Raw genomic sequence first — 12,155 nt, forward strand, 5'->3', positions numbered from 1 at the left:
TCCTCGCAGGGAGCCGATTTTCTAGCCGGGTCTTTACCCGGCGGCGACTGTCACACCGACAGCCGGATGACGTTGTAGGAGAGCGGCTTCAGCGCCGCCCGCACCCGTCCGTCTTCGATCTTGGCGCTCTCGACCTGCACCGGAGCGACCGTCTCCGGCCGCCGCGCCGTGTTGACGGCGTCGAGATCGCCATGGGTCATCTCCACCTGCTCGATCAGCCGGGCGCCGCCGAAACCTTCCAGTCGCACGTCGAGATCAAGCGCCGTATCGGGATGGCGGTTGACGGCGAAGAAGGTCAGCGACCGGCCATCCTCGGAATGCACGGCCGAGACGTCGAGATAGGGAACCTCGTTCTCCTCGTCGCTGTCATAGCTCGGGCCGTCGACGACGAGCTGCAGGGCCGATCCGCGGCCATATCGCGAGGCGTAGTAGAAGGGATAATAGATCGTCTGGCGCCAGGCCGCACCACCATCTTCGGTCATGATCGGGGCGATGACGTTGACGAGCTGGGCGATGCAGGCGATGCGCACCCGGTCGGAGCGGCGGATGAAGGTGTTGAGGATGCCGCCGACCTGCAGCACGTCCTCGAAATTATAGACATCCTCGAGCAGATGCGGCGCATCCGGCCATTCGTCGCGCGCCAGGATCTCCTTGTCCTGCTGGTTGGAATGATACCAGACGTTCCATTCGTCGAAGGAAATGCCGATCGTCTTCTTCGAGCGCTTCTTCGCCTTGATGTAGTCGATCACGCCGCCGATCGTGGTGATGTAGCGGTCGAGCTTGGTCGCCCGGGCGAGGTAGTTCAGCGTGTTCTTTTCGCGGTTGGCGAAATACATATGCAGCGAGATGTAGTCGGCGCTGTCATAGCACTGGTCGAGAACCTCGGCCTCCCACTGCGGATAGGTCTTCATGTCGGAATTCGACGAGCCGCAGACGACGAGTTCGAGCGACTTGTCGAAGCCGCGCATGGCTTTCGCCGTCTCGTCGGCCAGCCGGCCATATTCATAGGCCGATTTGTGGCCGACCTGCCAGGGGCCGTCCATCTCGTTGCCGAGGCACCAGAGTTTGACATCATGAGGATTGGACCAGCCGTGTTTGCGGCGCAGGTCCGACCAGTAGGTGCCGCCGGGATGATTGCAATATTCCAGGAAATTGCGGGCGGCATCGAGGCCGCGCGAGCCGAGATTGACGGCGAGCATCGGCTTGGTATTGGCCTTCTTGCACCAGTCGACGAATTCGTTGACGCCGACCTGGTTGGCTTCGCGGGTGCGCCAGGCGAGGTCGAGGCGAACCGGGCGCTCCGAGCGCGGGCCGACGCCGTCTTCCCAATTATAGGCCGAGACGAAGTTGCCGCCGGGATACCGGCAGTAGGGCGTATCGAGCTCACGCACCAGATCGAGCACGTCGCGGCGGAAGCCGTCTTCATCGGCTGTGGGATGTCCGGGCTCATAGATGCCGCCGTAGATCGCTCTGCCGAGATGCTCGAGAAACGAGCTGTAGAGCCTGGCGTCAATGGTCGCGATGCGGAAATCGCGGTGGGCAACGACATTCGTCTTCAACGGATCCTCCCCGTTTATGTATCAGGAATTTTGTTTTCGTGCCTTTAACTTGATATCAGGAATGTCGGGATGTCAACCAAAAGGCGGATTTAATCATACTAATGCATAAGTCGAGAAAAACCGTTTAATTTCAGTAATTTGAATAAGTTTAGCGGCTGCTGAAACACGAAATAAATGCGACTTTTAAATCAGGATATCCGATATTATCGTTTCAGACATGCAGCCGCATGGTGATGTCGCGGCCGTGATTGCCGAAGCCGCGGCCGAAAATATTGACGCCGCCGGTGTGGCCGGCATTCTCGGCGATGCCGACGCGCAGCCGGATTGAGGAATGCTGGCCGAGCGCCAGATCGCTGAGCGTGATATTCGATGCGGCGATACCGTCGATAAAGGTGCCGCGCGTCGAGATCCGCCAGGTCTTCATCGTCCCGTATTGCGAACCTTCGAGCTTCCACCAGGCCGGCGTGAAGGCGCCGCGCTTGTCGCCGTAATCGCCGGGCGAGGTCCAGGTGCCGATCGCCATGCCGTTGACCCAGAGCGTGATGTCGGACGGCCAGTCCGGATTGGTGCCGGGCACTTCGGATGACAGCTCCAGCGAAAATTCGATAGCGCGAATATCCTTGTTCAACACCTTGGCATTGTTGGGGAATTTATATTCGACATAACCGCGGCCAAACCACACCAGCCCGGCCTGCATGCGCTGCGGATCGAGAAAATAGTCCGGCACATCGAGCGGTCCAATGACGCTCTCGGTCGAGCAGAGACCGCAGGGCGCATGCACATCGCAGCTCGTATAGAGCCCGACCGGCATCTCGACCTCGATGATATTGTTGGCCCGCTGCGCCGCACTTTCCTCGAAGCTGATCAGGATTTCGCTATAGACCGCCGAGCAGATCTTCTGATTGCCCTTGCGCGCCTTGGCCAGCCGGGAATCGACGAGTCCGGCATCTTCCAGGATCTGGATCCCGGTGGCGACGGTCGATTGCGGCAGAGAAAGCGCCTGGGCGATATCGTTGATATTGAGCGGCCCCTTGGCGCAGAGCAGCTTCAATATCTCGATCCGCGCCGGCGCCGAAAGCGCCCGAATGGCCTCACTATTCTCGCCGGCGGCGATCGTTAAAAACGAACGTTCCATCATTTCCCCATAGTTTCCGATAGAATGATGTATATCGGAAATTATGATGCATCAAGTGGAGTAGGTCGGAATGATGCGCTAAGCGAGAACAATCACGCGCCAAGGTCCGGCTGCGACAATCAAGAGCGTCAGACGTCGCTGCGAACTGTGGGTCGGCCAGCTTTTCTCAAGGGCTGACAGGCTGTCGCTGCAGGAGCGAGATGCGCTTCAGGCGCAGCGCACGCTTTTCCAGGAGATGCCATGAAAGCCAGCCGAGCAACCACGATGTCGGCAGCGAAAGGGCAAAGACCGCCCACCACGTGCTGTACTGGCCGAGGGCATGGTTCATCACCTGCTCCACTGGCCAGCCATAGAGATAGGTCCCGTAGGAGACGTCGCCCAATCGTTCGAGAGTCGGCAGGCGAATGGAGGGCGAGGTCGCGATGTAGACAAGCGGATAGGCGAACAACATGCGGCCGTAAAGATAGCCGGGCCAGAAGACGAGGAAGAGCACGCCGAGCGCCGCGAAGACCAATGCCAGGACAATGCTGGGCTGCCGCTTTTCCATCACGAACCAGAGAAGCGAACCGCAGAAGAAATAGGGAGCGATAAAGGTGAAATCCGTCAGGAAGCGTATGTTTGGCCACGGATGATCGAAGAAAAGCTGCCATGTCACGCCCACGGCGACGGCAAGTGCCATCAGCGGCGCTCGCAGAAGCCCGATTGCCATCAATCCCGCGACGATCAGGTAGCAGAAGATTTCCTGCCCGATCGTCCAGAGAGAGCCGTTGACGGAGGTGGCGAGCCAGGAGATTGCCGGATCATAAAACTGCACATGCGGCAGGGTCATGCCAAAGTTCGGGTCGAGCAGCGAATGCAACGTCGTCTTCAGATGAAGCGATTTCAGCAAGTAGCCGCTGACGCCCAACGGGCTGAACAGGGCGCCCAGGACGTAGACGCTGAGCAGGGTGCAGACGATGAACGCCGGGTATATCCTCAGCGCCCGCCGCCAGAGAAAACCACCCGCGCTGCCGAACTGCGCGCTCTGCGTGACGAGGAAGCCGCTGGTGATGAAAAACACATAGACGCCGAATAGGCCGAGGATATTACCCTCTCCGAACAACCGCTCGAAGGGCTCGTTCGCCGAGGTCTTTTCCACGATAAGGAAGGCATGCGAGAAGATCACCGTCGAGGCTGCGACGAGCCTGATCATGTTGAAGTTCGGGTAAAATGCCTTCTTGCCATCTCCCCCGTGCATGCGAGCCTCCCGCACCTCTAAAGTTTGACACGCCATTAAGGCGAGTTTTGAACGAGCCGTTGTGAAAATGGCTCAAGTCCAGACTTTCTCCGATCTGCCCAACTGCGCCTCTGACAACAGTGCGCTCGGCACAACGACCCGATGAGCCGTGGCCCACCGCCTCAGATCTATCGGAGTGAGCGCTAGAACGAAGTCATCTCCGAAAATCCAGCATGTCTAACATTACGAAAAAGTAATGTAAATCTGGTGCGATTCTATGTCGCGCCGAAGTCCAATTGACTCATGCATCTGATGGATATAGGTCATCTGATAGAATTTAGAGAATCAAGTTGTATTGATGCATCACCTCGGCGAAGTTGTAATACAGAGACAAAAAGAAAAGTTGATTGAGATAGTAAGGAAGTTCGTAAATACCGGACAGCCTTACATTATAATGGACTTTCCGTCGAATAAAGATCCGGGGCATCATGCAAGTTGGCTTGGGTTGTCGCAGGTATTGAAGCAAGTAACGGGCAGGATGCCGGCGCTTGTTTGCGGTGCATCCCACAATATAGACGAGATAAAGAAAACGCCGGCCGATGCTCCAATTTTCATTTGCGGGTGGAGTGATTTTGGGGATTTGCGGGCGGGCAGGGATGATCTTCGCTGCCGATTGATGTGGAAATATCCGGATCGGACGATCATCCAGATGCCGCAGAGGATTCACTTCGCCAACGAGTCGCTCAAGGAATACGCCAAACGCACGATTGGCAGGCATCGCAACTTCTTCTGCCTGACGCGCGATGACCAGAGCTTCGAACTGGCAAGGGCGAACTTCGACTGTGATGTCGGGGCGGGCCCGGACACGGCATTCGGTATCGAGACGCTGAAGCCCTTCGACGCCGACCCTCTGAGGGTGTTGTATGTCATGCAGCCTCTTGGCGAGGACGACAATGTCGATATAGCGAAAGCGCGCTCGATTGTTGACGGACCTCTGACCAATTGGATCAATGGTCCCGCCAGTTTGTCGCGCTTGCGCATGTCGAGCATCGTCAGCTCAGCGCTGCGGCATGGATTGAGCCGCGCGGCAATGCTGGCCCAGCACCGCGAGGATGTCGCCCGTCGGTATGTCGATTACGGCGTGCGGATCCTGTCCGGCGCAGAGCGGATCATTACCAACCATTTACACGGTCATATTCTCTGTCTGTTGCTCAATAAGCCGCATATCGCGGTTGCGAGGGAGGCAAGCAGTCTGCACGCCTTCATCAACAGCCGGACGGGCGATAGCCCTCTGGTGGAGACAGCAACGAATGCCGGCGAGATTTTCGCAGCAATGTCTCGCCTGCCCTATGAGATCGGCGGCACCTGGTACAAGTCGAGCCGGCCCATGACTGTCGGTCCCGGTATTCCCGCCCCCGATCTGGTCCCTCAACCTTCCATAGTCTGATTATCGGTAGGAGCTCAGTTTGGCGGTTTTGCAAGACGACGATATTCTCTTCAGCCATGTCAGTGAGAACCGGTCCGCCGCAGCCGTAACGGGTGCCTTCTGGTCGGCACTCAGTACCCTAATTCCGACGGTCCTGACCTTCGCTGTTTTTGTGGTCACGTCTCGTATTCTCCAGCCTCAGGACTTCGGTCTTGTCGCGCTGTCCTTCAGCATCGTCTCGTTTGCAGCGAGTTTCGGGCCGACTGCCTTTGGCGAAGCGATCATCCAGAGAGCCGAGATCAGGCGCAGCCACCTCGATACGATATTCCTGCTTTCGCTCGGCTTTTCGTTCCTGGTCTACGGCGCCTTATGCCTGGCCGCTTCGTCGATCGCGGCCTATGTCGGACATAAGGAGGTCACCTATCTCATTTACATCATGGGATTGAAGGTATTCTTCGACTTCACCGCCGTCGTTCCGAATGCGATCGTCAACAGGAAAATGTCCTTCCATCTGGTGGCCGTCCGCACAGTCATCGCGACCGTCACGTCTGCTTGCCTTTGCCTTGTTCTGGTTCTCGCCGGTTTCGGCTTGTGGGGGCTTGCCATTGCCCAGATCGCCGCCACAGCGGCATCGTGCGGCGCCGCTTTCTGGGGTGCGGGTTGGATTCCCGGCCTGAAAATAAAGAGAGCGAGCCTCAATGATCTGCTTCACTATGGTTTCTTTGCATCCGGCACCCGCTTTTTACAGACGATGAGCCTGGACAACTTGCTCATCGGCGTGCTCCTGAGCCCATCGGCGCTCGGTATCTATAACTTTTCCAAGCGCCTGTTTGACATGATCAACAACGTCATCGCCGGCGGCCTGACGTCGGTGACGCACGTGCTGCTGTCTTCACTGCGGGCCGATCCGAAGAAAGTCCGGGAAGCATTCCTGATGGCGACGTTTGGCTGTGCTCTGGTTTCCTACCCCGTCTTCATCGGGCTTGCGGCAGTTGCCGATGATGCGATCACGACGATTTTCGGGGCGCACTGGATCGAGGCGGTTTGGCCGGTTCGGTTCTACTGCGTGATTGGCTTGATGGCTGGCATCGGCTACGTGCAGGCATCCCTGATAAAAAGCCAGGGAGAGATGGATTGGTGGTTTTACTACCAGCTGGCTCGAAACGTTCTCACGCTTCTGACCATCGCAGTTCTTTACCCCTACGGCGTGACGACAATCGTGTTTGCGATCATGATCGAAGTTCTGCTGTTCTGGCCGATCACCAGCTGGAAGGTGTCGCAGCATATAGAGCTGAGTGTGCCGGCATATTTGGCGCAGTTCCTGCGGCCGACAACGGCGAGTGCAGCGATGGTGGCTGTCGTTTTGCTGCTGCACGAACTGTTGCTTCATTGGTCGCCCTACGCACGTCTGGCTATAGAAGCCCTTGCAGGCGGGATCGCTTACTGCAGCCTGATATTCTTGCTGTGCAGGGCGCGCCTGAATGTGTTGATCGGCAGCATCAAGCAGGCTCGGCAGCGCAAGGGCAACAGGGGCGCAGTGGCCACCCCTGTGTGATTTCCAGCGCGGCGGATTGTTTCGCCGCCCGTCTCTCAACCCAAACGGCCTTCTGCCGCAAGCGCATAGGATAATCGACAAGATGACCGATCTCGAACGCGATTATCCGTCACATCAGCTTCACCGGGCAGATGTATCGACAAGCGGCCGCAGCCGCTACTATACGCTCGATGCCATGCGCGGCTTTGCCGCCATTTGTGTTGTCGCCACGCACTTCCAGGAGAGATATGCGCCATCGGCTTATCTGGCGGTCGACTTTTTCTTCGTTCTGAGCGGCTTCATTATCGCCGACATTTACGGACGAAGGCTGTCGCGCGGCCTGCCGTTCCAGTCATTCATGAGGGCCCGCATCAAACGCCTGTATCCGCTTTATCTGATCGGGATCTTGGTTGGCCTCGTGCAGATCATTCTGTTGACGAGCTGGGGACTGCGCGCCCAAAGCGCGGTCGATCTGCTGGTGTCGACGGCGACAAACACCTTCGTTCTGCCGAGCCCGATGTATTTTCTTCAAGCGCATCCGATGCAAGGGATGTTTCCGATCAACGGCCCGGCCTGGTCGATGTTCTGGGAATTGCTGGTCAATATCGTCTTCGCATTGTGGCTCTTCCAGCTCTCCGTCCGCGCCCTCTGCGCCGTTGCGCTCGTCTCGGCGGCGTCCTTGGTCCTTGTCGGTCTGAAATACGGCATGTTGAATATCGGCTGGGAGTGGCCTTCGGCAGTGGGTGGACTGCCCCGAGTGATGTTCTCATTTACCGCAGGTGTGGTTATCAGCCGTTTGTTCAACGGCGTATCGGCGTGGAGGCGCGGCTGGGTCGCACTAGCGCCCTGCCTGCTTTTGCTGATCTGCATCGTAGCTCCGGTTCCGGTATTGCTGCGATCTTACTACGATCTGATCTTCGCGATTACCCTGGCGCCGCTCATCGTAACACTCGGCCTCTTGCTGGAGATGCCCGCCCAGGCAGAAGGGCTGGCGACGTGGATCGGATACATCTCCTATCCCGTCTACATCCTGCACCGAGGCGTGATCGGCGTCTTCAAGCCGCTTGCCGGTTCGATTGGTCTGAATGGCCCTGCCGCCTTCCTGGTGCTTCTGGGCGCAGTCGTCTGTTTCGCTTACATGACCGCTCGTCTCATAGACAAAGCCACGGCTTTACGGGCGCGTCGGGCCGCATAGTTCGATCACAGGCAACCGCGAGTGATCTGGCATGCGCAGTTCCAGCTGCTGTCACCGTCGCAGCAGCGGCCGTAGGGCGGCCTGCGTTTCCCTCAGCAGCTTGAGATAACGCGCCTTCATCTCGGCGGCCGGGACGAGGGCGGCCGGGGCGCCGATATTGATCGCCGCGATCGTTTCGCCGCGGTCGTTTTCGACAGGCACGGCGATCGAGCAGAGGCCGATTTCCAGCTCCTGATCGATGACGGCGTAGCCTTCGGCGCGCACCCGGCGGAATTCTTCGATCAGTTCCTCCGGGTCGGTTTTGGTCTTTGCCGTGTTCTGTTTGAGCTCGCTCCTGGCGAGGACGGCGCGCGCTTCGGTCTCGGAAAGAGCCGCAAGCAGCACCCGGCCCATCGAGGCGCAATAGGCGGGCAGGCGGCTGCCGGGGGTGAGATTGATCGACATGACCCGGCGCTGCGCGGCCCGGGCGATATAGACGATCTCGGTGCCGTCGAGCACCGAGGCCGAGGCGCTCTGGCCGGCCTGTTCCGAAAGATGATCGAGATGCGGCTGCAACAGCGCCGGCAGCGGCGTTGCCTGGAGATAGGCATGGCCGAGCCTTAATATCTTCGGCGTCAGCGTGAAGAATTTGCCGTCGTAATCGGCATAACCGAGCTCGGCGAGGGTCAGCAGCGAGCGGCGCACGGTCGCGCGGTCGAGCCCGGTCAGCTTGGCGGCTTCCGCGATCGACAGCCGCTGTCGCGTCTCGCCGAAGGCTTCGATGACTTTCAGGCCGCGGGCAAAGCCGCTGACGAAATCGCTTTCGCGCATGGTTCCGGTCTCCAATCCTTGAGTCATTCTGTGCGATATACGAACAAATGTCAAATAACGCACGAAATATCTTGCCGCTGCTCCTGCAGCGTTTTATTTCTGACGCCAAGGCTGAGGAGATCCCTATGGACAAGACAATCGCGAGCACGGCGGCGGCCGTCTCCGAGATCGGCGACGGCGCGACGGTGATGATCGGCGGTTTCGGCGGCTCCGGTGCGCCGATCGAGCTGATCCATGCCCTGATCGACAAGGGCCCGAAAAACTTGACTGTGATCAACAACAATGCCGGCAACGGCCGCATCGGCATCGCCGCAATGATTGACGCCGGCCTGGTCCGGAAAATGATCTGCTCGTTCCCGCGCTCCTCCGATCCGCGCGCTTTCACCGACAAATATCTCGCCGGCGAGATCGAACTGGAGCTGGTGCCGCAGGGAACGCTCGCCGAGCGCATCCGCGCGGGTGGCGCCGGCATTCCGGCCTTTTACACGCCGACCGGCTATGGCACCGAACTGGCCGAGGGCAAGGTCATCGCCGAATTCGACGGCCGCCACTATGTGCAGGAGCGCTGGCTGAAAGCCGATTTCGCGATCATCAAGGCGGCGATCGGCGATACTCACGGCAACCTCACCTACAACAAGGCCGGCCGCAATTTTAATCCGCTGATGTGCATGGCGGCGGTTAGGACGATTGCCCAGGTCTCCTCGATCGTGCCGGCCGGCGGCATCGATCCCGAACATGTGGTCACTCCGGGCATCTTCGTCGACCGTCTCGTCGCCGTCCCGCATCCGCAGCAGGAAGAAGAGCTCATCCGAGCCGGAGTGGCCTACGTATGACCGTCGATATCAGGGATGACATCAAACTTTCCAATGCGCAGATCGCCTGGCGGGCGGCGCAGGACATTGCCGACGGCGCCTATGTCAATCTCGGCATCGGCTTTCCCGAAATGGTCGCCCGCTACCAGCCGCCCGGCCGTCAGGCGATCTTCCACACCGAAAACGGCATCCTCAATTTTGGCGAGCCGCCCGCCGAAGGTGAGGAGGATTGGGATCTGATCAACGCCGGCAAGAAGGCGGTGACGCTGAAGCCGGGTGCGGCCTTCTTCCACCATGCCGACAGCTTTGCCATGGTGCGCGGCGGCCATCTCGACGTCGCGATCCTCGGCGCCTATCAGGTCGCGGAGAATGGGGATCTCGCCAATTGGCGGGTCGGCAGCAAGGGCGTTCCGGCTGTCGGCGGCGCCATGGACCTGGTGCATGGCGCCAAACAGGTCTGCGTCATCACCGAGCATGTCACCAAGACGGGCGAGCCGAAGCTGGTGGAGAAATGCACGTTTCCGCTGACCGGTGTGGCCTGCATCACCCGCGTCTATACCAGCCATGCCGTCATCAACATTGTCGAGGGGCGCTTCCTGCTGCGCGAGAAGCTCGCTGCCATGTCGCTGGAGGAATTGCAGGCGATGACCGGGGCGCGACTGCACGTCGAGGGGCCGGTGGCCGATCTCGTCGTTCCGAAACTCTGAAGGGAAAGCCATGACCGAAGCTTTCATCTGCGACTATATCCGGACGCCGATCGGCCGCTTCGCCGGCGCGCTTTCCCAGGTGCGGGCCGACGATCTCGGCGCCATCCCGCTGAGGGCGCTGATGGCGCGTAACGGCGGCGTCGACTGGGAAGCGGTCGACGACGTGATCTTCGGCTGCGCCAACCAGGCGGGCGAGGACAACCGCAACGTCGCGCGCATGTCGGCGCTGCTCGCCGGGCTGCCGATTGCGGTGCCGGGCACGACGATCAACCGGCTCTGCGGCTCCGGCATGGATGCGGTGATCACGGCGGCGCGCGCCATCCGCGCCGGCGAGGCGGAGCTGATGATCGCGGGCGGTGTCGAGAGCATGTCGCGGGCGCCCTTCGTCATGCCGAAGGCCGAAACGGCCTTTTCGCGGGCGGCCGAAATCCACGACACCACGATCGGCTGGCGCTTTATCAACCCGCTGATGAAGAAACAGTATGGTGTCGATTCCATGCCGGAGACCGGCGAGAACGTCGCCGAGGACTATCATATCAGCCGCGCCGATCAGGACGCCTTCGCGCTACGCAGCCAGTCGAAGGCGGCAACTGCCCAAGCGAGCGGACGGCTGGCGAAGGAGATCACTCCGGTCACCATTCCCCAGCGCAAGGGCGATCCCATCGTCGTCGACAAGGACGAGCATCCGCGCGCGACGACGATCGAGGCTCTGGCAAAACTCGCCACGCCTTTCAAGAAAGAAGGCGGCACGGTGACGGCGGGCAACTCCTCCGGTGTCAATGACGGAGCGGCGGCGCTGATCGTCGCCTCGGAAGCGGCGGCGCGGAAATATGGGTTGACCCCTATCGCCCGCATCCTCGGCGGCGCGGCCGCCGCGGTTCCTCCACGGGTGATGGGCATCGGGCCGATCCCGGCCTCGCGCAAGCTGATGGCGCGGCTCGGCATGACTCAAGAACAGTTCCACGTGATCGAACTCAACGAGGCCTTTGCCAGCCAGGGGCTGGCGGTGCTGCGGGCGCTCGGCATTGCCGATGCCGATCAACGGGTGAACCGCAACGGCGGCGCAATCGCGCTTGGCCATCCGCTTGGGATGTCGGGCACCCGCATCACCGGCACGGCGGCGCTGGAACTTGCCGAAACCGGCGGACGTTATTCGCTGTCGACCATGTGCATCGGTGTCGGGCAGGGGATCGCCATTGCCCTCGAAAGGGTCTGACAGGGCTCAGCCCGTTGCCTCCGGTGCCGGGCTTCGATAGAAACGGCCATGCTGATCCGACCCGCAAACAATGACGACCGAAGCGCCATCTGGAGAATCATCGGCCCGACGATCCGTGCCGGCGAGACTTATGCGCTCGACAGCGATCTCTCCGAAGCCGATGCGCTCGCCTACTGGATGGGAGCGGACCGCGAGACCTTCGTCGCGGAAGAGGATGGCGTCATCCTCGGCACCTATTACATCAAGGCCAATCAGGCGGGCGGTGGGCGCCATGTCTGCAATTGCGGTTACATGACCGATCCCGCCGCAAGCGGCCGCGGTGTCGCCCGCCGGATGCATGAACATTCGCTCGAGCATGCCCGGTTACGGGGCTTTCGCGCCATGCAGTTCAACTTCGTCGTCAGCAGCAATCGCCGCGCCGTCGCGCTGTGGCAATCCCTCGGCTTCGAAATCGTCGGCCGGCTGCCGGGCGTCTTCCTTCATCCGACTGAGGGTTATGTCGACGCCCTGGTGATGTTCCGCACGCTCTAAACGGCACGGTGGCA

11 protein-coding genes are annotated in these 12,155 nt (G+C 60.0%); 7 read left to right on the forward strand and 4 right to left on the reverse strand.

Translation table 11 applies throughout. From position 1 onward, the window contains the following. Window positions 1–50: 50 nt before the first annotated feature. The 3 genes from Tal182_RS27685 to Tal182_RS27695 form a co-directional block, all read right to left on the reverse strand. Complete coding sequence (locus tag Tal182_RS27685; protein WP_085861550.1) at window positions 51–1,559, reverse strand: alpha-N-arabinofuranosidase; 1,509 nt, start codon at window positions 1,557–1,559, stop codon at window positions 51–53. Between the two features lie 211 nt (window positions 1,560–1,770). Beyond that, window positions 1,771–2,697, reverse strand: a complete 927-nt coding sequence (locus Tal182_RS27690) for an ArsR family transcriptional regulator (RefSeq protein ID WP_170965829.1) — start codon at window positions 2,695–2,697, stop codon at window positions 1,771–1,773. A 163-nt stretch (window positions 2,698–2,860) separates the two neighbouring features. Further along, window positions 2,861–3,931: an acyltransferase gene (locus tag Tal182_RS27695; protein WP_064812151.1), complete on the reverse strand. Its 1,071-nt coding sequence runs from the start codon at window positions 3,929–3,931 to the stop codon at window positions 2,861–2,863. Between the two features lie 337 nt (window positions 3,932–4,268). Between Tal182_RS27695 and Tal182_RS27700 the strand changes: the two genes are divergently transcribed. From Tal182_RS27700 to Tal182_RS27710, 3 genes are all read left to right on the forward strand, one after another. Continuing rightward, a complete protein-coding gene (locus tag Tal182_RS27700) occupies window positions 4,269–5,357 on the forward strand; it encodes a polysaccharide pyruvyl transferase family protein (RefSeq protein ID WP_085861551.1) in 1,089 nt (362 codons plus the stop codon). Between the two features lie 19 nt (window positions 5,358–5,376). Further along, on the forward strand, window positions 5,377–6,891 hold the full coding sequence (locus Tal182_RS27705) for a lipopolysaccharide biosynthesis protein (RefSeq protein ID WP_085861552.1): 1,515 nt from the start codon (window positions 5,377–5,379) through the stop codon (window positions 6,889–6,891). 82 nt (window positions 6,892–6,973) lie between these two features. Further along, a complete protein-coding gene (locus Tal182_RS27710; protein WP_085861553.1) occupies window positions 6,974–8,065 on the forward strand; it encodes an acyltransferase in 1,092 nt (363 codons plus the stop codon). A 51-nt stretch (window positions 8,066–8,116) separates the two neighbouring features. Here Tal182_RS27710 and Tal182_RS27715 read toward each other — a convergent pair whose 3' ends face one another. Beyond that, complete coding sequence (locus Tal182_RS27715; RefSeq protein ID WP_064808349.1) at window positions 8,117–8,875, reverse strand: IclR family transcriptional regulator C-terminal domain-containing protein; 759 nt, start codon at window positions 8,873–8,875, stop codon at window positions 8,117–8,119. Between the two features lie 125 nt (window positions 8,876–9,000). On the opposite strand from Tal182_RS27715, the gene Tal182_RS27720 reads away from it, so the two are divergent. The 4 genes from Tal182_RS27720 to Tal182_RS27735 are packed head-to-tail and all read left to right on the forward strand — an operon-like array spanning window position 9,001 to window position 12,141. Continuing rightward, complete coding sequence (locus Tal182_RS27720; RefSeq protein ID WP_085861554.1) at window positions 9,001–9,708, forward strand: 3-oxoacid CoA-transferase subunit A; 708 nt, start codon at window positions 9,001–9,003, stop codon at window positions 9,706–9,708. Further along, window positions 9,705–10,394 (forward strand): CoA transferase subunit B, encoded by a 690-nt coding sequence (locus Tal182_RS27725; RefSeq protein WP_085861555.1) that lies wholly within the window; start codon window positions 9,705–9,707, stop codon window positions 10,392–10,394. Before Tal182_RS27720 ends, Tal182_RS27725 begins: the two co-directional genes overlap by 4 nt. A 10-nt stretch (window positions 10,395–10,404) precedes the next feature. Then, complete coding sequence (gene pcaF, locus Tal182_RS27730; protein ID WP_085861556.1) at window positions 10,405–11,610, forward strand: 3-oxoadipyl-CoA thiolase; 1,206 nt, start codon at window positions 10,405–10,407, stop codon at window positions 11,608–11,610. Between the two features lie 48 nt (window positions 11,611–11,658). Next, window positions 11,659–12,141 carry an N-acetyltransferase gene (locus Tal182_RS27735; RefSeq protein ID WP_085861557.1) on the forward strand — a complete coding sequence of 161 codons (483 nt, stop codon included), beginning with the start codon at window positions 11,659–11,661 and terminating at the stop codon, window positions 12,139–12,141. The last annotated feature ends 14 nt before the right edge of the window (window positions 12,142–12,155 follow it).

Source organism: Rhizobium sp. TAL182 (assembly GCF_002117725.1).
Classification (GTDB): domain Bacteria; phylum Pseudomonadota; class Alphaproteobacteria; order Rhizobiales; family Rhizobiaceae; genus Rhizobium; species Rhizobium esperanzae.

Excerpts from the sequence above, each read along its gene's own strand:
- Tal182_RS27725 (WP_085861555.1), top strand. The coding sequence starts at position 9,705 with ATGACCGTCGATATCAGGGATGACATCAAACTTTCCAATGCGCAGATC.
- Tal182_RS27710 (WP_085861553.1), top strand. The coding sequence starts at position 6,974 with ATGACCGATCTCGAACGCGATTATCCGTCACATCAGCTTCACCGGGCA.
- Tal182_RS27695 (WP_064812151.1), bottom strand. The coding sequence starts at position 3,931 with ATGCACGGGGGAGATGGCAAGAAGGCATTTTACCCGAACTTCAACATG.
- Tal182_RS27690 (WP_170965829.1), bottom strand. The coding sequence starts at position 2,697 with ATGATGGAACGTTCGTTTTTAACGATCGCCGCCGGCGAGAATAGTGAG.
- Tal182_RS27715 (WP_064808349.1), bottom strand. The coding sequence starts at position 8,875 with ATGCGCGAAAGCGATTTCGTCAGCGGCTTTGCCCGCGGCCTGAAAGTC.
- Tal182_RS27735 (WP_085861557.1), top strand. The coding sequence starts at position 11,659 with ATGCTGATCCGACCCGCAAACAATGACGACCGAAGCGCCATCTGGAGA.
- Tal182_RS27700 (WP_085861551.1), top strand. The coding sequence starts at position 4,269 with ATGCATCACCTCGGCGAAGTTGTAATACAGAGACAAAAAGAAAAGTTG.
- pcaF (WP_085861556.1), top strand. The coding sequence starts at position 10,405 with ATGACCGAAGCTTTCATCTGCGACTATATCCGGACGCCGATCGGCCGC.
- Tal182_RS27720 (WP_085861554.1), top strand. The coding sequence starts at position 9,001 with ATGGACAAGACAATCGCGAGCACGGCGGCGGCCGTCTCCGAGATCGGC.